This is a genomic window from Telluria sp. AC161 (genome assembly GCF_979258535.1).
On record NZ_OZ409861.1, the window covers coordinates 1,949,637 to 1,968,073 of the forward strand.

General features: G+C 65.5%; 17 protein-coding genes and 1 pseudogene. 3 read left to right on the plus strand and 15 right to left on the minus strand.

All coding sequences use genetic code 11. The features are described from left to right. Nucleotides 1-29: 29 nt before the first annotated feature. The 7 genes from ACZ0AJ_RS08785 to ACZ0AJ_RS08815 all read right to left on the minus strand — a co-directional run bounded on the left by ACZ0AJ_RS08785 (nt 30) and on the right by ACZ0AJ_RS08815 (nt 5,363). Entirely contained in the window at nt 30-404 is a 375-nt protein-coding gene (locus tag ACZ0AJ_RS08785) for a helix-turn-helix domain-containing protein (RefSeq protein ID WP_499454553.1), read from the minus strand. Between the two features lie 128 nt (nt 405-532). Beyond that, on the minus strand, nt 533-1,165 hold the full coding sequence (locus ACZ0AJ_RS08790; protein WP_183552584.1) for a response regulator: 633 nt from the start codon (nt 1,163-1,165) through the stop codon (nt 533-535). Between the two features lie 60 nt (nt 1,166-1,225). After that, nucleotides 1,226-1,786 carry a TMEM175 family protein gene (locus ACZ0AJ_RS08795; RefSeq protein WP_499453943.1) on the minus strand — a complete coding sequence of 187 codons (561 nt, stop codon included), beginning with the start codon at nt 1,784-1,786 and terminating at the stop codon, nt 1,226-1,228. Beyond that, complete coding sequence (locus ACZ0AJ_RS08800; protein ID WP_499453944.1) at nt 1,783-2,466, minus strand: YoaK family protein; 684 nt, start codon at nt 2,464-2,466, stop codon at nt 1,783-1,785. The genes ACZ0AJ_RS08795 and ACZ0AJ_RS08800 overlap by 4 nt, the downstream gene beginning before the upstream one ends. Nucleotide 2,467: 1 nt before the next feature. Beyond that, on the minus strand, nt 2,468-4,336 hold the full coding sequence (locus tag ACZ0AJ_RS08805; RefSeq protein WP_499454556.1) for an amidohydrolase: 1,869 nt from the start codon (nt 4,334-4,336) through the stop codon (nt 2,468-2,470). A gap of 5 nt (nt 4,337-4,341) precedes the next feature. Continuing rightward, nucleotides 4,342-5,025, minus strand: coding sequence for a hydrolase (locus ACZ0AJ_RS08810; RefSeq protein WP_499453945.1), 684 nt, complete (start codon nt 5,023-5,025; stop codon nt 4,342-4,344). A gap of 41 nt (nt 5,026-5,066) precedes the next feature. After that, nucleotides 5,067-5,363 carry a XapX domain-containing protein gene (locus ACZ0AJ_RS08815; protein WP_499453946.1) on the minus strand — a complete coding sequence of 99 codons (297 nt, stop codon included), beginning with the start codon at nt 5,361-5,363 and terminating at the stop codon, nt 5,067-5,069. Nucleotides 5,364-5,541: 178 nt separating this feature from the next. On the opposite strand from ACZ0AJ_RS08815, the gene ACZ0AJ_RS08820 reads away from it, so the two are divergent. Continuing rightward, nucleotides 5,542-6,465: a LysR substrate-binding domain-containing protein gene (locus ACZ0AJ_RS08820; protein WP_499453948.1), complete on the plus strand. Its 924-nt coding sequence runs from the start codon at nt 5,542-5,544 to the stop codon at nt 6,463-6,465. A gap of 47 nt (nt 6,466-6,512) precedes the next feature. Here the strand turns inward: ACZ0AJ_RS08820 and ACZ0AJ_RS08825 are convergent. After that, a pseudogene (locus tag ACZ0AJ_RS08825) lies at nt 6,513-7,215 on the minus strand (pirin family protein). A 244-nt stretch (nt 7,216-7,459) separates the two neighbouring features. Here ACZ0AJ_RS08825 and ACZ0AJ_RS08830 point away from each other — a divergent pair. Further along, complete coding sequence (locus tag ACZ0AJ_RS08830) at nt 7,460-8,353, plus strand: rhamnan synthesis F family protein (protein WP_499453951.1); 894 nt, start codon at nt 7,460-7,462, stop codon at nt 8,351-8,353. Nucleotides 8,354-8,376: 23 nt separating this feature from the next. On the opposite strand, the gene ACZ0AJ_RS08835 is transcribed toward ACZ0AJ_RS08830, so the two are convergent. The 6 genes from ACZ0AJ_RS08835 to ACZ0AJ_RS08860 form a co-directional block, all read right to left on the minus strand. Further along, nucleotides 8,377-10,869, minus strand: a complete 2,493-nt coding sequence (locus tag ACZ0AJ_RS08835) for a TonB-dependent receptor plug domain-containing protein (protein ID WP_499453952.1) — start codon at nt 10,867-10,869, stop codon at nt 8,377-8,379. A gap of 66 nt (nt 10,870-10,935) precedes the next feature. Continuing rightward, nucleotides 10,936-11,460, minus strand: a complete 525-nt coding sequence (locus tag ACZ0AJ_RS08840) for a RidA family protein (RefSeq protein WP_499453953.1) — start codon at nt 11,458-11,460, stop codon at nt 10,936-10,938. A gap of 35 nt (nt 11,461-11,495) precedes the next feature. Beyond that, complete coding sequence (locus ACZ0AJ_RS08845) at nt 11,496-11,900, minus strand: c-type cytochrome (RefSeq protein ID WP_499453954.1); 405 nt, start codon at nt 11,898-11,900, stop codon at nt 11,496-11,498. Beyond that, nucleotides 11,897-13,483: a flavin monoamine oxidase family protein gene (locus tag ACZ0AJ_RS08850; RefSeq protein WP_499453955.1), complete on the minus strand. Its 1,587-nt coding sequence runs from the start codon at nt 13,481-13,483 to the stop codon at nt 11,897-11,899. Before ACZ0AJ_RS08850 ends, ACZ0AJ_RS08845 begins: the two co-directional genes overlap by 4 nt. 355 nt (nt 13,484-13,838) lie before the next feature. Further along, entirely contained in the window at nt 13,839-14,570 is a 732-nt protein-coding gene (locus tag ACZ0AJ_RS08855; RefSeq protein WP_499453956.1) for a hypothetical protein, read from the minus strand. 88 nt (nt 14,571-14,658) lie between these two features. Beyond that, nucleotides 14,659-14,973, minus strand: a complete 315-nt coding sequence (locus ACZ0AJ_RS08860; RefSeq protein ID WP_499453958.1) for a c-type cytochrome — start codon at nt 14,971-14,973, stop codon at nt 14,659-14,661. A 248-nt stretch (nt 14,974-15,221) separates the two neighbouring features. Here ACZ0AJ_RS08860 and ACZ0AJ_RS08865 point away from each other — a divergent pair, with 248 nt between their 5' ends. Continuing rightward, nucleotides 15,222-17,393 (plus strand): TonB-dependent receptor domain-containing protein, encoded by a 2,172-nt coding sequence (locus ACZ0AJ_RS08865; protein ID WP_499453960.1) that lies wholly within the window; start codon nt 15,222-15,224, stop codon nt 17,391-17,393. An 18-nt stretch (nt 17,394-17,411) separates the two neighbouring features. Here the strand turns inward: ACZ0AJ_RS08865 and ACZ0AJ_RS08870 are convergent, their stop codons facing one another. After that, nucleotides 17,412-18,350, minus strand: a complete 939-nt coding sequence (locus tag ACZ0AJ_RS08870; RefSeq protein WP_499453962.1) for a LysR family transcriptional regulator — start codon at nt 18,348-18,350, stop codon at nt 17,412-17,414. Between the last annotated feature and the right edge of the window lie 87 nt (nt 18,351-18,437).

Here is an 18,437-nt window from a genome sequence, read left to right on the forward strand (position 1 = left end):
ATCATTGGGCAGCCTCTACGATACCACTTTCAAAAAAGACATCTGTTCTGCTGCGCGCGCCAGACATGGGGTGACAGGCCGATGACATCGTGAAAGCTGCGGGTAAAGTGCGACTGGTCGCAAAACCCGTGCGCGTGCGCGATCGTCGTCAGTGGCGTGCTGGACGCAACCATGGCGTCGCAGGCGGCTGCCAGCCGGCGCCGCAGCACGTACACGCGCGGCGGCACGCCGACGCTGTGCTTGAACGCGCGCGTGAAGTGGCTCACGCTCAGGCCAAGGGTGGCGGCCAGACGCTCGGTGCGCAGCGTGGCCGCGAGGTTGGCGTCGATGTAGTCGGTGACGCGCTGGATCTGCCAGTGCGGCAAGCCGCCATGCTGGCGCGGCGGCGATGAAGACAGCTGCATGGAATCCCTCCGGAAAGTTCGGTAACGATCCGGATGGTGCAATGGCGTGGTCGATGGCGACAGACCACGATGGGGCGCTGCTGCCCCCCACGAAAGTGGGGGTGCGACAAAGGATTGCCGTGCCGCGCCTATATCTCGAGAAACCCGCGCTCGATGCCGATCGTCACCGCATGCGTGCGGTTGTTCGCACCCAGCTTGTCCATGATGCTGCGCAGGTGGCCCTTGACGGTGTCCTCGGACAGCGTGAGCAGGCGCCCGATCTCCTTGTTGCCATTGCCGCGCGCGGTCAGCTCGAGTACCTGCAGCTCGCGCACGGTAAGCGTTTCGTGGCCCAGGTGGCGCGCCAGCTCGCCGGCGATCTCGGCCGGAATATAGCGGTGGCCGCCCGCCAGCACCCGGATGGCATCGGTGAGCTCCTTGCGCAGCGAGCTCTTGAGCAGATAGCCCTGCGCCCCGCTCTTGATCGCCTGCATGGCGCGCGCATCGCCGCGGAACGTGGTCAGGATCGCCAGGCACGCCTGCGGAAATTCGGCGCGGATCGCGACAATCGCCTCCATGCCGTTCAGGTTCGGCATCTGCAGGTCGATCAGCGTCACATCGGGGCGCAGCGTGCGGTACAGCGCCACGGCTTCATTGCCATCGGCCGCCTCGCCCACCACCTGCATGTCGGCCTGGCTGTGGATGACGGCGGCGATCCCCTCGCGCATGAGCGGATGGTCGTCGGCGATCAGGATGGTGATCGGGGCGGTTCGTTGATGCACGGCGGTCCTCTTCTGGTTGTGGTCACCTGGATGATGCCGTCACCCTGCGGGGGCGTCCAGTCATGGCGTGTGGGGCGCGGTACGGTCCGGTGCCAGCCACATCGCCGCGAGCACGACATGCAGCACGGCGGCGAGCGGCGCAGACCAGGGCGAGACCGCGATGGCCAGCCCGTACAAGCCCACCGACACCTGGTTTTTGCGCGCGTGCCAGGCTGGCGCATGGGCCGCGCCATCGCTCGCACCGAGCCGCCACGACAGCAGCAGAAACGACAAAGAGCACAGCAGCAGCACGACACCGTACAGCGCGACCGGCGCCGGCGCCATCGGGTGTTCGCCGGCCCAGGCCGTGACGAACGGAATCAGCGACATCCAGAACAGCAGGTGCAGATTGGCCCACAGCACGGCCCAGTCCACGCGCCCGACCCGTTCCAGCAGCGCGTGGTGGTTCACCCAATAGATCCCCACGTACAAGAAACTCAGCGCATAGCGCAACCAGCCCGGGATGACGCCGGCCACGTCGGCCAGCGTCGTGCCGTGCGGCGGCTCGAGCTCCAGCACCATGATCGTGATGATCACGGCGATGACGCCGTCGCTGAACGCTTCGAGCCGGGCTTTGTTCATGCAACGGCCTCAAGCGACGGCACGCACAGGTGCAGCACCAGGATCGCCAGCGGCACGCTCAGCGCGACGAAGCCGAACGCCAGGAACAGCCAGGCGCCACCGGCGCACCCTGCGGCAAACCCGCACAGCGGCCAGAAGAACTTGCTGCAGCGGGCTGCCGTGGCGGCATCACCCGCGCCGCGCAGGCGGTCGACCGTATCGATCACCAGTTGCGTGACGTTCCCGGTCATCATGGACGTGGGCGCGAGATGCGCCAGCAGCAGCTTGCTGGCGGCGCTGTGCGCGCCCATCGCCGCCGCGCCGAACAGGCCGGCCGCCATCGCCAGCGCCGACATCGTGCGCGCCACCGGCTCGGCCAGCATGCCGCATACCATGAAGCCGGTCAGCAGCGCCAGTTGCAGCAGGTACGATGGCCGGTGCGCGCTGGCGCCACGCCGCTCGCACGACGCGACCAGCAGCCGTGCGGCAACGATGCCGGCAATGAAGGCCGGGAACGCCAGGATCTTCAGCAGCGACGGAATCTGGCCCGGGTCGGCCAGCGACGCACCCAGCAGCACGAAGTTGCCGGTGACGTGCGCCGTGAACAGGCCAAACAGCGCCATGAAACCAAGCGTGTCGACGTAGCCGGCAAACAAGCCCATATTGAAGCCATGCAGCCGGGAAGGATGTGGCGGCGGCATGTCAGAACGCGAAGCAGCTGCAACCGAGCGCGCCCCAGAAGCCGCTGTAGCTCGATATGGGAATCGTCGATTGACGCGCATGATCGTGGCTGTGCGCATGCACGCCGCACGGGCCGCTGCACTGGTGCGGCAATGCCATCTTTGGCTGTGCAGCCGTCTTGCGCCAGTGCCCCGGCACGCTCGCCACCGGCGACCAGTCGGGCAGCACGGGAATCGGCGGCAAGCCAAGATCGCTGAACTCGGCCGCGCCGTAGACGATCCGGCCACCGACCACCGTCAGCACCGATTCGATCGCCTTGATGTCTTCGGCATCGACCGTGAAGAAATCGGCCGACAGCACGGCCAGGTCGGCAAACATGCCTTCGCGGATGCGCCCCTTGCCGTCCTGCTCGTTCGAGAACCAGGCGCTGCCGGCGGTCCACAGTTCGAGTGCGACCTGGCGTGGCAGGTAGCCGGCGCTGCCGTACAGGGCCAGGCCGCCGACGGTGCGACCGGTGACGAGCCAGTACAGCGCCGTCCACGGGTTGTAGCTGGCCACGCGCGTGGCATCGGTGCCGGCGCCGACCGGCACGCCAGTTGCCAGCATCTGCTTGATCGGCGGCGTGGCGGCCGCTGCTTCGCTGCCGTAACGGTCGACAAAGTACTCGCCCTGGAACGCCATGCGGTGCTGGATCGCGATGCCGCCGCCCAGCGCCGCGACGCGGTCGATATTGCGCTGCGTGATCGTCTCGCAATGGTCGAACATCCAGTGCAGGCCATCGAACGGGATGTCGCGGTGTACTTTTTCGAACACGTCGAGCATGCGCGAGATCGATTCGTCGTACGTTGCGTGCAGGCGAAACGGCCAGCGCTGCGCCACCAGGTGGCGCACGACGCGTTCCAGTTCGCCTTCCATGGCCGGATCGAGATCCGGACGCGGCTCGAGAAAATCTTCGAAGTCGGCCGCCGAGAACACCAGCATCTCGCCGGCGCCGTTATGCCGGTAGTAGTCGCTGCCCTGCCATGGCGTCACCATGCCGGTCCAGCGCTGGAAGTCTTCCAGCTCGCTTCCCTTGTGTTGCGTGAACAGGTTGTAGGCGATACGGATCGTCAGCTGGTTCGCCGCGTCGAGTTGCTCGACGACGGCGTAATCCTCGGGATAATTCTGAAAGCCACCGCCGGCGTCGATGGCGCTCGTGATCCCCAGGCGATTGAGTTCGCGCATGAACTGGCGGGTCGAGTTAACCTGCAGGTCATGCGGCAGCACGGGGCCCTTGGCCAGCGTGGCATACAGGATCATCGCGTTGGGCCGCGCGATCAGCATGCCGGTCGGATTGCCGGCGCTGTCGCGCACGATCTCGCCGCCCGGCGGATTGGGCGTGTCCTTCGTGTAGCCAACGGCGCGCAGTGCGGCCCGGTTGAGCAGCGCGCGGTCGTACAGGTGCAGGATGAACACGGGCGTGTCCGGCGCCGCCGTGTTGATCTCGTCCAGCGTCGGCATGCGCCGTTCGGCAAACTGGAATTCGTTCCAGCCGCCCACCACCCGCACCCACTGCGGATTGGGGGTGCGCTCGGCCTGCGCCTTGAGCATGCGCAGGGCATCGGCCAGCGACGGCACGCCTTCCCAGCGCAGCTCGAGGTTGTAGTTCAGGCCACCGCGAATCAGGTGCAGGTGCGAGTCGTTCAGGCCTGGAACGACGGTGCGGCCACGCAGGTCGATGACCTGGCTGCCTTCTTCGCGGTGGCGCATGACGACATCGATGTCACCCACCGCGATGAAGCGCCCGTCGCGAATCGCCACGGCAGAGGCTTGCGGCTGTTCACGGTCGACCGTGTGAAAGCAGCCATTGATCAGGATAAGGGCCGGCGACGCGGCGCGTGGGGTGGCCATGATCGTTACGCCGGTACGGGCGCCAGGACCTCGTGCGTGCCCGCCGCCCGCGCGGGCGCCTTGTGCACCATCGTGTAGGCATAGTCCACGCCCATGCCATAGGCGCCCGAATGCTCGGTGACGATCTTGATGACGGCGTCGTAGGTCTCGCGGCGCGCCCAGTCGCGCTGCCATTCGAGCAGTACCTGCTGCCAGGTCACCGGCACCACACCGGCCTGCACCATGCGCAGCATCGCCATGTCGTGCGCTTCCTTGCTGGTGCCGCCCGAGGCGTCCGAGACCATGTAGATCTCGTAATCGCCTTCGAGCATCGCGCACAGAGCGAACGTCGTGTTGCACACTTCGGTCCACAAGCCCGCCACGACGACCTTCTTGCGGCCATTGGCCGCCAGGGCGTCGCGCACCTTCTGGTCGTCCCACGAATTCATCGAGGTGCGCTCGAGGATCGGCTGGCCCGGGAACACGTCGAGCAGCTCGGGATAGGTGTGGCCCGAGAACGAGGTGGTCTCGACCGTCGTGAGCGTGGTCGGGATATTGAAGACCCGGGCCGCCTTGGCCAGCCCGACCACATTGTTCTTCAGGACCTGGCGGTCGATCGACTGCACGCCGAAGGCCATCTGCGGCTGGTGGTCGATGAAGATCAGTTGCGAATTCTGCGGGGTCAAAACGTCGAGTTTCGGGTTGGTCATGGTGGTCTCCCTGTGATGGTGGATGGTTCGTCGAATCTGGTTCAGCCCTGGCCCGTGGCGGGCGGCTCGTCGGCTCCCGGCGCAGGGGTCGGCGCTAGTCCTGGCGCGGGCGCCTTGGCCGCAACGCCCGTGATGCGCGGGGTACACTCGCTGGCGAACCAGCCGGCGGTCACCGGGGCGCCGTCGAGCAGGCGCTTGGCGACCGGCACGATCTGCTCGCCGATCAGCATGCCCAAGAGGCCGATCAGCGCGATGGCGGGCGGCGCGGGCGAGCGCACGTTGATCAGGCCATACAGCAAGCCGGCCAGCACACCGGCGCCCAGCGATATCAGGTACATGGCCTGCTCCTTGACGTACATTGCGTTGTGACCGGGCCGGAAGCGGCGCCTGACGGGATGAAGTATCGCTACCCGCCCGCCGTGGCGATAGAATCAGACTGCTATTTTTCGCGCCCGGGGCTTGGTGGCGCCGGCGCTTGCCGCTACCATGGCTGGATACCGATTCCAGGATGCCTACTTGCTCAAGCTTAGCCTCGACGCCCTTCAGATCATCGACACCATCGCCCGCCGCGGCTCGTTCGCGGGCGCGGCCAAGGAATTGTTTCGCGTGCCGTCCACCATCTCGTACACGGTGTCCAAGCTCGAGGACGACCTGGGCGTGCGCCTGTTCGACCGCTTCGGGCCGAAGGTCACGCTGACGCCGGCAGGCCAGGCATTGCTCAAGGAAGGCCGCTACCTGCTGCGCGCCGCCGGCGACCTGGAGTCGCGCGTGCGGCGCGTGGCCTCGGGCTGGGAAACGGATTTTGCGATCGGGATGGATTCGGTGCTGGGCGCGGGTGGCCTGCAGCAGGACATCGAAGCGTTCTACGAAGTGGCCGACCACACGCGCCTGCGTATCGTGCGCGAGTCGCTCGGTGGCACCTGGGACGCGTTGCTCGACCGCCGTGTCGACCTGCTCGTGGGCGCTGCCGGCGACGGGCCGTCGGGCGGCGGCTACACGGCCGAACCGATCGGCACGAGCAGCTTCGTGTTCGCAGTCGCGCCGCACCATCCGCTGGCAGCGCTGGACCACGCGCTTGACAAGGCCGATCTGCTGCCGTACCGGGCGATCACGGTGTCGGATTCGGCGCGCGTGCTGGGCGCGCGCACCGTAGGCATCCTGTTCGGACAGGCCACGCTGGCCGTGCCCGACATGCGCACCAAGTATGAATTCCAGGTGCAGGGGCTGGGCTTTGGCTTCCTGCCCGAGGCCTGGGCCAGGCCGGCCATCGCGCGCGGCCAGCTCATTGAAAAACAGGTGGTGGAACCCAAGCCCGACGAAACCTTTTATCTGGCCTGGCGCAGCACCGAGGATGGCGCGGCGCTCACCTGGTGGATCGACCGGATGCGCACGAGTTCACCGTTCGCGCGCATGGCCGTCGATCCGTGTGCGAGCGCGTAAACGACGAGCCGCCCCGGGCCCGGGGCGGCGTTACTGCCTGAAAATATTTACTGCGGCAGATCGAACACCAGCACTTCAGCTGCCTCGGCCTGGCCCAGCGTCACCGCCGGTTCACCGGTGATTTTGAGCGCGTCGCCACCGCCGAGCGCCACGCCGTTGACCGTGATCTGGCCACGAATCACGTGGACATAGGCCTGGCGGCCATCGGCCAGCGCATGGGTCGCCCCATCTGCGCCGTTGAAGATGCCCGCATAAATCGACGCATCCTGGCGGATCGAGACTGAGCCATCGCGGCCATCGTTCGACGCCACCACGCGCAGCTTGCCGGTCTTCGAGGCCGTGTCGAAGTGCTTTTCTTCGTAGCGCGGCTCGGCGCCGATTTCGTTCGGCTCGATCCAGATCCTGCAGGAAGTGCACGCCTTCGGTCTTCGAACCATTGAACTCACTGTGCACGACGCCCGTACCGGCGCTCATGACCTGCACATCGCCGTAGCGCAGCACCGAGCCGTTGCCCATGCTGTCCTTGTGCGCCAGGGCGCCTTCGAGCACGTACGAGATGATTTCCATATTACGGTGACCGTGCGAATCGAACCCGCGACCGGCTTCCACATGGTCATCATTGATGACGCGCAGCGGGCCGAACCCCATGTGTTTCGGATCGTGATAATGACCGAACGAAAACGAGTGCTGCGAGTTCAACCAGCCAAAACTGGCGCCACCACGTTCATTGCTTTTACGGACGTTCAACATCATGTGCTCCTTTTGTGAGGTGATCATCGAGCTGCTCGACTCTGGTTGCCCCTACTGATAGCAACCGGTCCTTGCCCTGATCTCGATGCGATGGAGCCATTATGCACCGCCCCTTCGCACTTGAAAAACGAGTTATCTGCAAGGCTATCGTCAATATTTTCGATGATACATACAGTGCGGGTAGCCGCGCACGATTGAATCGCATTCGCCTGCCGCAGCGTACTCAGGTAGCATATTTACAACCATGCACAGCACCTATTCCACCGCGTTCAAGCTCCCTGACGCATCCAGCATCGATGGCGTCACCACAGACTGGGACTTCACGCCGTCACCCGTCATGCGCTGGGAGCGGCGTCAGATGGCGGAGCGCTTTGCGCGCGCCGTCCACCGGCGCCCGGCCTCGCACGTCGTCGTGCCGGCCAGCGCGCAGAAGGCGTGGATCGTGTACTTCCTGTTTGCGCCGGACGGCGTCCTGCAGTCGGCGCACCGCTTTACGCTGGCGCGGCTGCGCGAAGAAGGCTTGCCGATCCTCGTGGTGTGCAGCTGTGCGGACAAATCCCGGATGCCGGCCGATTTGCCGGCCCTGTGCGATGCGCTGTTGTGGAAAGCGACGCCAGGCTACGATTTTTCGGCGTACACGCTGGCGCTGCGCCATCTCAGCCGCCGCTCGCCGGGCGCCGACGTCATCGTCATGAACGATTCGGTGTTCGGGCCGTTCACGCCGCTGCGGCCCGTGCTGGACAGCGGTCGCTGGGACCTCACGGGCTTCACGGCGTCGAGCGAACTGACCAACCACGTGCAGTCGTATGCCTTTTGCCTGCGCGACGTGACGCCGGCACGCATGGCGCGCCTGGCCACGGTGTTCTTTCCGTTCGGCGCCCTGAGCGCGCCGCAGGACGTCATTGCGCTGCAGGAGACGCGCATGGCGCGCGTGGCCGCGCGCTCGATGACGGTCGGCGCGCTGTGGTTCAGCGACGCCACCGGGGTCCACAACCCCACCCTCGTCAAACCGATGGAACTGCTCGATGCCGGCTTCCCGTTCCTCAAGCGGGCCTTGCTGACCAAGAGCAGCAACTACATCGAGCGCGACGTGGTGCTCGAGCGGCTGGCCCGCCTCGGCCACCCACTCGACGTTTGACGCCAGATACGTCATGCCGTGGTTCAGAACTTCACGGCCGCGCGCGCATAGTAGTAACCGCCGTTGATGCCATACGGCGAAAAGCCCGGGTAGATCGTCACCGCACCGTTGTCCAGATTGGCGCGCTGCTCGGCCAGCGTCAGTGCGTTGACCTTGTCCGGGTACTCGTTGAACAGGTTGTTCGCGCCCAGCGACAGGCTCCAGGCCTTGCTGATCTGGTAGCTCACTTCCAGGTCAGTCAGCAGGCTGGCCTTGATCCGGTTTTCGCGATACACCGCGCCGTCGGTCGAGAACTGTTCGGACGATTTGCCGAAGTAGTTCTCACGCAGGTTCACGGTCCAGTCACCCATGCGCCACAGGCCGCCCAGATTCAACCGCACCTTTGGCGAAGCCGTTTCCAGGTGCGAGATCGCGGTGGCGTCGAGCAGCGTCTGCGCGCCCAGCTGCGTCGGCGCCTGGTTGATCTTGATGACCTCGACCTTGTTGTAATTGGCCGCGGCCGACCAGTCCACGCGGCCGTAAGCGCCGTAGTTGCTGCTCAGGGTGGCGACGAGTTCAGCGCCGCGGCTGCGGGTGTTGACCGCATTGGTGAAGATGTTGATACCGGTCTGCACGACGGTCGGATCGAGCACATTGCCATTGGCCAGGATTGCCGCCGTGACGGCCGGCGAATTGATGGCGCCGCCCGAACCGTATAACGAGCCGCTGCCGACGATGCGGTCGCGGATCGTGATCTGGTAGGCGTCGAGCGTGACGGACATGCCGGCCATCGGATTGAGCACCAGGCCCGCGCTGATATTGGTCGACGCTTCCGGCTTCAGGCCGTCGATCCCCACCAGCCGGGCGCCCGGCGAATTCGGCGCCAGTTGCACAAAGGCGCTGCGTGGCGACACGTTGGTGGCCGAATAGAACGATTCGGCCAGTGTCGGCGCGCGAAAGCCATTGCTGTAGGTGGCGCGCACGGCCACGTCCGGCGTGAAGTCGTAACGGCTCGTGAGCTTGCCGACCTTGGCGTTGCCGAAGTCGCTGAAATCCTCGAAGCGTCCGGCGATGTCGATCGTCCAGCCAGCCACGGGCTGCACGGCAATATTCGCGTAGACCGCCTTGTTGTTGCGGCTGTGTTTTCCGGCGTCGGTCAGCGAAAAGCCCGGGAACGATTGCGCGCCTTCCTTGTAGCGCGATGCGGCGTCGCCCGCAACGATCGCGTAGGTGTCGCGGCGGTGCTCGAGGCCCAGCGCCAGCGTCAGCGGCGTAGCCATGCCGGCGTCGAACTCGCGCCGCAGGTCGAGGTTGTTGGTCCATTGGCTGGCCTGGAATTGCCCGGCCTTGAAGGACAGCGGTGTCGCACCCGTATCGGCAAACAGCGAGATATTGGCCGAATTGGCCACACCCAGCTTGGCCACGTCCTTGCCGTAGGTGCTGGATAAGTCCCAGTTCCAGTTGCCGAACACCTTGCCCTTGATGCCGAACGTGAACGCATAGTCTTCTTCGTCGAACGTCTCCTGCGGGCTGAAACCCAGCGGGTAGATCGCGGGCAGGCGGTTGGGCATGCGGTAGTTCTCGAAGGCGCGCGCTTCCTTCTTGCCGTAGGTGGCAAAGCTGTACAACTCGGTGTCGCCACCCAGGTCCACGCCGAAATTGGCCGCGAAGATGTGCTGGCGGTACTGGGCGTCGCCCTGGATCTTGTTCAGGTACGGGTAGCCCGGCGCATTGACGAGCGACGGCATCGCCGCCATCGTTGCCGGATCGACGACACGCGGATCGATCCCGCCGCGCTCCGAAAAGCCGTGGTACTTCGTTTCCGCCGTCAGCGACAGGTAAGCGTTGGTGAATGGGGTCAGGCCGATATTGGCCATGCCGTCGCCCGTGTGCCCGCCGCCGTCCATGTAGCCACCGCCACTCACGTTGGCGCTGCCGCCACGGTAATTGGACTTGAGAATGATGTTGATGACGCCGGCAATGGCGTCGGTGCCGTACTGCGCGGCCGCGCCGTCCTGCAGCACTTCGACGCGCTCGATCGCCGCTACCGGAATGAAGTTCAGGTCGGCTGCGGCGCCGCCCTGGAAGGCGCCGGCCAGCACGGCCAGGTTGGCGGTGCCGTGGCGGCGCTTGCCGTTGACCAGCACCAGCGTGTTGTTCGGCGACAGGCCGCGCAGGCGTGCCGACAGCGTCATCGCCGCCATGTCGCTGCCGAAGGCCTGGGCATTGAGCGACGGCAGGTTCTGGGCCAGGGCCTGGATCAGGTCGGGCTGGCCGGTGCGGGCGAGCGACGACGCGTCGAGCACCTGGATCGGCGAGGCGCTGTCCTCGACCGTCAGACCGGCGGCGCGCGTGCCCGTGACGATCACGACGCCGGTACTGGCAAGCGCGGGGGCGTCTGGCGCGACGGCCGCCGCCGCCGCGGTGTCGACAACTGAGTCGACAGCGGGATCGACCGCCTTGTCGGCGGCGTGGCCCGGCACGCCCCACGACAGCAAGGCGGCTGCAACACTGGTATGAAGGATGGTCTTGTACATGGTGGTTCCCTGTTGGCCTAGTTTGTTATTGGTCTGGTTGGCGTGGCCCGGCGCGGGCCGCGCCGCTTACTTCTTCGCTGCCACGACTTCGATTTCCACGAGCCAGCCGGCATTACTCAGGCCCGCCACCTGCATCACCGCGCGCGCCGGGAGGTTGGGCTGGGCGCCGCCAAAGAACTGGGTGTAGCTGGCCATGAAGCCGGTGACGTCGGCGCGCCCTTTCTGCGCCGGATCCCCCACCAGGAACACCTGCATCTTGACGACGTCGCCCATGCCAAGCCCCATGCCGGCGAGGATCTCCTTGATCTTCTGGAGCACGCCGACCGTCTGCGTTTTGGTGTCGCCAAAGGCTGCGATGGTGTCGGGGCCAGCCGCCTTGTCGACGATGGGCGGCACCTGACCGCTGATGAAGTGGATCGTCGCGCCGGGCGGCACCGACACGGCCAGGGCGATCGGGAAATCCGAGTTCGGGATCTTGTGGCGCACGATGTCCGTGGCTGCGGCGCTGGCAATGGCCGGCGCCAGCAACAGCGCAGCGGCCAGGCACGAGGTAGAGCGGAGAGCGGCAAAGGTCATTGGATCGTCTTTCATGGGCATGGGAAGGAAAAGAAAGGAAAGGAAGAGCCTCAGTGCTTGTTGCCGAAGCGGCTGTCGCCCGCCGGTGCGACCTGCAGCGCCGCGCGCCGCATGGTGACCTCGGCGCCGGTGATTGGCGGCGCACGGTTGCCCCAGCTGCTGCGCGCATAGGTCAGCACGGCGGCGATATCGGCGTCATCCAGGCTGGTGCTGAAATCGGGCATGCCGCCGCGCCCCTTGAGCAGCACCTCGGCCGCCGCATCGGCCGGCCCGATGGCGACCGGGCTGGCGACGAGCGCCGGGAACGCGCCGGGAATGCCGCGGCCATTGGCCTGGTGGCACGCCGCGCAATTTTTGGCGAACAGGGTCTTGCCGTCGGCCGGCGCGGGTGCCTGGGCCTGGACCGTGCCAGCCAATGAACAGACAATGACGAGTGCAAGGCTTGGACTCTTCATGCGCTGGCCCTCCGGTGCAGCGTCTCGACCTGCTGCCATGCCGATTCGATGGCGCCGGCTTGCCAGCCGGTCAGGTAGCTCAGGTGTTCGCCGGCCAGCAGCACCCGGCGCTCGCCGTCGAGCAAAATCGGGTAGGCGCTCTTGCGCGCAGCGTCGGTCCATTCGGCCCAGCCGCCCAGGCTGTACTGCACGCGGTGCCAGGCAACCGAGAAGCTGCTCTCGTAGCTTGCACGGTAGGCAGGAAAGATCTTTTCGCCGGCTGCGAGGGCGAACTCGGTCCGCTCGCCAGGGGTCATCCCGCTGACTTCAATGGCGTCGAGCGCGTAGTGGTAGTAGCCCAGCACGACACCCTTTTTCTGCTGCCAGCCGCCGGACGGCAACGAGATCGTGTTGATCCCTTTCAGATCGGTCAGCACGTGGCCGCCGTAGATGTGGTCGTCTTCTTCCCAGAAGCGCCGTCCCATCTGCAGGCCGATCTTGCCGACCGGCGCGTACGGGACGGCCTTGATCGCGGCCTTGAATCCGTCGGAGAAATCGGTATCGATCATGCGCAGCACCGACAGCGGCACCGTGCACACGCAATAATCGGCCGTGACGCGCGAGAGCGCGCCGCTGGCCGTGTCGCGCACGTCGATCGTGACCTTGTCGTCGCCCTGGCGGATGCGCTGGACTTCGGCGTGGTAGCGGATGCGGCCGCCCAGCCGGCTGGCGAAGGCGCGTGGGATCGCGTCCATGCCGCCGACCGGCTGGAACATCGTGGCGTGCATCGGGAACTCCTGCACGGCGCTGTAGACCTTGCCGACCCGGGCGGCCAGCAGATCGTGAAACGCCAGCGGATCGGACGGCGTGCCGGCGCCGGGCACCAGCCCCGCACCGGGGTTGGTGGCAAAGCCACGGCCGCTGCGGCCCTTGTAGGCCAGGTCGGCCGCGTCCAGCGCCCCTTCGTGCTTGAGGTAATCGAGCAGCAGGCGCTGGTCGTCGCCGGTCAGTTGCGTGTCGAGCGCGTGGCCGGTGACCGATTTGGCCAGCAGTTCGGCGACATGGCCGCGCATGTCGGCCTTGATCTGGGCGCCGCGCAGGCGCTGCTTCGACAGCGGCCCGCCATCCTCGAGATACACGTACGCATGGTCATTCTCGTTGACCATCACTTCGAGCGGCACCTTGAACTGGCGCGCGTAGTAGAGCGTGGACTGGTGATCCAGCGGGATGCGCCACGGGCCGTGGTTGATGTACTGGCCCGCGTCGAAGCGGCACTGCTGGGCCTCGCCGCCCAGTTCGTGCAGCTTGAAGTCCTTGCGCGCCGTCTGGCAGCGCCCGCCCGCATAGGGCCGCGCCTCGAGTACGTGGACTTCGTAGCCCAGCTTGCCCAATTCGTAGGCTGCCGTCAGGCCGGCCAGACCGGCGCCCAGCACGACGACTTTTTTAGCTTTGCCAGAGCCAGCGAGCACGGGCGGCGTCGTGGTCCGGGAGGCAATCCCCATGCCCCAGGCATTCATCGAGCCCATCAACAGCGCTGAACCGCCAACGGCAGCGGCGCGGTACAAAAACTCACGTCGGGTCAACGACGGTGTCAAACGTTTCATTGCTACCTCCACTTGGCGTTACTGAAAGACCGTACAACTAATGGCCTATCAGCAATACCTGTGCCAAGTGACTGATGAAATCGTCAATACCAACGATATTAAAATAAAGTACAGCGCCTTTTCTGCCGAACGTAAGCCCGGCGTAAGCGCAATCCTGCGAACAAGATTCCGGTAGGGTGATTTTCCGGTCGTATTGACAAACGTAACGCAGCAGGCGGGATTCGCGTCGCATACCGCGTCGATACTTTATTTATCCTGACCCGCCCAGGATCGTGCTCAGCCAGCATATCGGCCCCACGCACGTGCCGGGAGCATGCCAAATCGTGACTGCACCATTGTGGCGTAAATACGCACTTCATTGGATGCGATCGATGTCGTCGCGTTCCAGCCAGTAGTTGAACTGGCCATAGCTAGGAATCGCGCCGCGGGGGTAATCGGCGAAGTGCTCGCGCAGCATCTGGCGGTACGCTGCCGGCCGCGAGAAGCGCGGATGGGTGGTGGCAAACTGTGCAGCAGCGGCCAGGAACAGCGCCCGCAGCGCAGCGTCGGTATTCGTCCCCGCATTGGCGCTGCTCGTCGCACCATTGCGCGGACGGCCGCGCTTGACGCCGGCGCTGGCCGCCCGCGTCTTGCCACGCGCGCCGGAGTTGGCGTAATCGGGCAGCAACGCGTCGATTGTCTGGCCCCGCTCCCAGTAGCGGCGCAGGTAGCGCATGAGGCTGGCGACGGAGATCCCGTGGGCGCAACTGTAGGCGCTGAGCAGGGCTGCGCGCGGACGCGGCAGATAGAGCTGCGGCAAGTCTTGATGCAAGGCCGTGACGGCATCCCACGCCTTCATCTGCAGCAGGTGGTGTTTGCCGGATGGCGCATCGACGCGCGGCGCGCGGCAAGGGTCAGCGAGCAGCAACCGGGCGCGCCGCGTCGACACGTCCGCTACCAGCACGTGCAGCGGCGTGCTGCGCGGTGTCGCGCTTGGGCGCCGCAGTGCAAAGGTATAGGCCACGGACTGCGTGACGTCGATCCACAGGATCCGCACCAGATGGCCCGGGGGATCGCGGTATTCAAGGACATCGTTCTGCAAGAACATCGGCCGCTCCTGGCGTTGAGTTCATTGCTTATATGCAAAGAACGCGCCAGGCACGGTCATGGCGGCCCGCGTCGGGGCCGCCGACAGATCATTTCTGCGCCAGGATCCATTTCGCCAGCACTTTGGCTTCAGCGTCCGTCACCTGCGGATTGGCCGGCATCGGGATCGGCCCCCAGGTGCCGCTGCTGCCTTTCTGGATCTTCTGGACGAGGCGCGCTTCGGCGCCGGCATCCTTTGCGTACTTGGCCGCGACATCCTTGTAGGCCGGCCCGACGAGCTTGGTGCCGACGGCGTGGCAAGCCATACAGGCCCGGGCCTTGGCCAGGTCGGGGTTCGCCTGGGCGGCGGGGATGGCGGCGACGGCAAAGGTCGCTGCCAGTGTCAGGGTCAGGTATTTCTTCATGATGCTCCAGTGGCTGGGTTGATCGCAAGGCGCAGGCGCCCTGGCGGGCACCACCTGACATCATAGCGGGAAACCCCATCGGCATGGGCTGCACGGCGCCGCATGACCAGCCTCCGACACGCTCGTCATTAAATTTGAATGGGAATGATTCGCATTACCAATTAGAATGACGCCGTTCTGCGGAATTTACCTGTTTTTACGTGTTTACGCAGAAATTTGCTTCGAATGATAAAAAGGATGCCTGAAGAATGACTGATCGTTTGCCTGCCCCGCGGTGTGCCCGCACCCTATTGAGTCTGGCCATCGGCGCCATGCCGCTCGCCGGTTTTGCCGCAACCTTGTCTGCTGACGATTTGCCGGCAACCATGCCGACCGTGGTCGTGACGGCAGCCGGCTTCGAGCAGACGATCCGTGAAGCGCCTGCCTCGATCACAGTGCTGACCCGTGAACAGCTCGAAAAAGAGCGATTCGGCAATCTGGCGCAGGCGCTTGAAAGCGTGGAAGGCATCGACGTCGGCGCAGCCGGTGACAAGACCGGCGGCATGAACATCAGCATCCGGGGCATGCCGAGCGACTACACGCTGATCCTGATCGACGGCCGGCGTCAGAACGCGGCCGGCAACGTCACGCCAAATGGCTTCGGCGGCACCTCGACCAGCTTCATGCCGCCTGTCAGCGCCATCGAGCGCATCGAAGTCATCCGCGGTCCGATGTCGACGCTGTATGGCTCGGACGCCATGGGCGGCGTGATCAACATCATCACGCGCAAGGTCGGCAAGCGCTGGGCCGGTTCGGTGGCAGCCGACTACACGCTGCAGGAGGACGCCCAGTTCGGCGACGTCAAGGGCGCCAGGTTCTACCTGAGCGGCCCGCTCAAGGCCGACGTGCTGGGGCTCTCGCTGCGCGGCAGTACCCTGCGCCGCGACGAGGCCAGCATCTCGTACGACGAGATCAATCCGGCCCGGCCGCTGGTCCAGAACGCGAACCCCGTCAAGCAGAAGATCGACAACGTGGGCGCGCGGCTGGCGTTCACCCCGCATCGCAACCATGAACTGGTGCTCGACGCCGACAGGACGCGTCAGACCTATAACAACACGCGTGGCCAGCTTGGTACGCTGGGCACGGGCGGCTACGGGCCACAGCAGAAATACAACCGCGAGCAAACCACGCTGTCGTACAAGGCGCGCCTGCCGTTCGGTACCTGGGACAGCAGCTATATGGTGAACAACACGGAAACCATCGGCCGCACGATTCCGCCGGGTACGCCGGGTACGCCGGGTACGCCGGGCGCGGTACCGGGCACGCCCCGCACGCTGGAAGTCGAGAGCAAGGTGTTCGATACGAAGCTGCTAATGCCATGGGGCGCGCACCTGACCACCATCGGCGCCCAGCACTGGGATGCCGAGATGATCGACGGCGTCGCGCCGCAAGCATTCGCCTTCACGCAGAAAGCCCTGTTTGTCGAAGACGAGTGGCGCCTGCATGAGCGGGTGTCGCTGACGATCGGTGCGCGCTACGACGACCACAGCATCTTCGGCGGCCAGACGAGCCCCCGCGGCTACCTGGTCTGGAGCGCCTCGCCCCGCTGGACCGTCAAGGGCGGCGTGAGCAAGGGTTACAAGACCCCGCGCGTCGAGCAGCTCACCCCCGGCATCAACGGCTTCGGTGGCCAGGGCACGATCCCGCTCGTGGGCAGCCCGAACCTGCAACCTGAAACCAGTGTCACCACCGAACTGGGCGCCTATTTCGACAATGGCGTCGGCTGGACCGCCAACGCCACCGTGTTCAACAACGATTTCAAGGACAAGATCACCAGCGGTACTGGCCTGATTAATTGCACGTACCGCCCGGCGCCCAACCGGCCGGGCTGCGTCAGCTTCGGCAACTGGCCGAACGTCGACGCCTTCGGCCAGTCGATCAATGTCGACGAGGCCGTCACGCGCGGCGTTGAATTCGCCACCCGCTTCCCGCTCGCGGCCGGCTGGGCCGCCAGCGCCAACTACACGTACACCGACAGCGAACAGGAAAGCGGCGAGAATGCCGGCAAACCGCTGTCCGACACACCGAAGCACGCGTTCAATGCGCGCCTGACGTGGGACGTGTCGCCCGACTGGAATGCGTGGCTGCGCGCCGAATACCGCAGCGAGCGTTTTCGTGATCCGGGGACGTCGGCCGCCACCCGCGCGGCGCGGGATGCACTGGGCGACTTTAAGGGCTACACGATGCTGCACCTTGGCACCAGCTACCAGGTCACGCCGGCCATCACGCTCAATGCCGCGATCTACAATCTGCTGGATAAAGATTTCATCGACTACCGGCCGTATCGCGCAACGCCGGCGGCAGCGCCGACCTACAGCAGCGTCTACGTCAACAATCTTGACGGGCGCCGCCTGTGGCTGTCGATGAACGTGGACTTCTGAGCAGCGGATGAAGCGGCGCTAGGCATCCGCCAGGCGCAGATCGGGGTCGGCCTCGAACACCCCGGCCAGCCAGCTGGCAAATGCCTGCAGGCGGGGATTGGCGATGCGCCCGCGCGGGTACAGCAGCGACACCGGCATCGGCGTCGGGCACATGGCGGGCAGCACGACGGCCAGCGCGCCCTGCGCCACGTGCGTGCGCACCTGGTAGCGCGCCAGTTGCGCCAGCCCCAGTCCCTGCAGCGCGCACAGCAAGTTGGCCTCGGCATCGTTCACGGCGATGCCGCCATCGATGGCCACCCGGACTACGCTCCCCGTGCCCTCTTCTTTCTCTTCACCCGCGAGCGTCCACTCGAACGCGCGGCCGGTGCGGCCGGAGAAATGCACGATCGCATCGTGCTGGGCCAACGCATCGACCGTTGCAGGCGTGCCCCGTTTCGCCAAGTAGCCGGGCGTGGCAGCAATGACAAAGCGCATCAGGCCGATCCGGCGTGCGACCAGGCTGGAATCGGGCAAGTCGCCCACGCGCAACGCGCAATCGATTCCTTCGGCGGTCAGGTCGACCAGGCGGTCGCCCAGGCTGATGGTGAGATCGAGCGCCGGATATGCCTGGCGAAACTCGCCAATGCGCGGCAGCACGATCGCGCGGCCCAGCGAGCCCGGCAGATCGACGCGCAGCCGGCCCTGCATCCGGCCCGCGTGCTCGCCCAGAAAGTCGGCTTCGGCGTCGTCAATGGCAGCCAGGATGGCGTTGCAGTGGGCGTAGTAGCGCTCGCCCTCGGGCGTCAGTGACAACCGGCGCGTCGTGCGCTGCAGCAGTTGTGCGCCCAGATAGCGTTCGAGATTTTGCAGCGTCGCCGTCAGCGAGGCACGTGGCAAGTCCAGCGACTCGGCCGCGCGCGTAAAACTGTTCGCCTCGACGATGCGCACGAACGTCTGCATCGCTTTCACCTTGTCCATGATTGTTCATATAAAGTGAATGGTATAAGCGCATTATGCCCTGATTATCTTTATGGGCGAACTGGCTACCATGGCGTCATTCCCTCA

Coding starts and splice junctions, on each gene's coding strand:
- ACZ0AJ_RS08850 (WP_499453955.1), bottom strand. CDS start 13,483: ATGAAACGTTTGACACCGTCGTTGACCCGACGTGAGTTTTTGTACCGC.
- ACZ0AJ_RS08810 (WP_499453945.1), bottom strand. CDS start 5,025: ATGACCAACCCGAAACTCGACGTTTTGACCCCGCAGAATTCGCAACTG.
- ACZ0AJ_RS08855 (WP_499453956.1), bottom strand. CDS start 14,570: ATGTTCTTGCAGAACGATGTCCTTGAATACCGCGATCCCCCGGGCCAT.
- ACZ0AJ_RS08800 (WP_499453944.1), bottom strand. CDS start 2,466: ATGCCGCCGCCACATCCTTCCCGGCTGCATGGCTTCAATATGGGCTTG.
- ACZ0AJ_RS08805 (WP_499454556.1), bottom strand. CDS start 4,336: ATGGCCACCCCACGCGCCGCGTCGCCGGCCCTTATCCTGATCAATGGC.
- ACZ0AJ_RS08785 (WP_499454553.1), bottom strand. CDS start 404: ATGCAGCTGTCTTCATCGCCGCCGCGCCAGCATGGCGGCTTGCCGCAC.
- ACZ0AJ_RS08795 (WP_499453943.1), bottom strand. CDS start 1,786: ATGAACAAAGCCCGGCTCGAAGCGTTCAGCGACGGCGTCATCGCCGTG.
- ACZ0AJ_RS08870 (WP_499453962.1), bottom strand. CDS start 18,350: ATGGACAAGGTGAAAGCGATGCAGACGTTCGTGCGCATCGTCGAGGCG.
- ACZ0AJ_RS08830 (WP_499453951.1), top strand. CDS start 7,460: ATGCACAGCACCTATTCCACCGCGTTCAAGCTCCCTGACGCATCCAGC.
- ACZ0AJ_RS08845 (WP_499453954.1), bottom strand. CDS start 11,900: ATGAAGAGTCCAAGCCTTGCACTCGTCATTGTCTGTTCATTGGCTGGC.
- ACZ0AJ_RS08860 (WP_499453958.1), bottom strand. CDS start 14,973: ATGAAGAAATACCTGACCCTGACACTGGCAGCGACCTTTGCCGTCGCC.
- ACZ0AJ_RS08835 (WP_499453952.1), bottom strand. CDS start 10,869: ATGTACAAGACCATCCTTCATACCAGTGTTGCAGCCGCCTTGCTGTCG.
- ACZ0AJ_RS08815 (WP_499453946.1), bottom strand. CDS start 5,363: ATGTACCTGATATCGCTGGGCGCCGGTGTGCTGGCCGGCTTGCTGTAT.
- ACZ0AJ_RS08840 (WP_499453953.1), bottom strand. CDS start 11,460: ATGAAAGACGATCCAATGACCTTTGCCGCTCTCCGCTCTACCTCGTGC.
- ACZ0AJ_RS08865 (WP_499453960.1), top strand. CDS start 15,222: ATGACTGATCGTTTGCCTGCCCCGCGGTGTGCCCGCACCCTATTGAGT.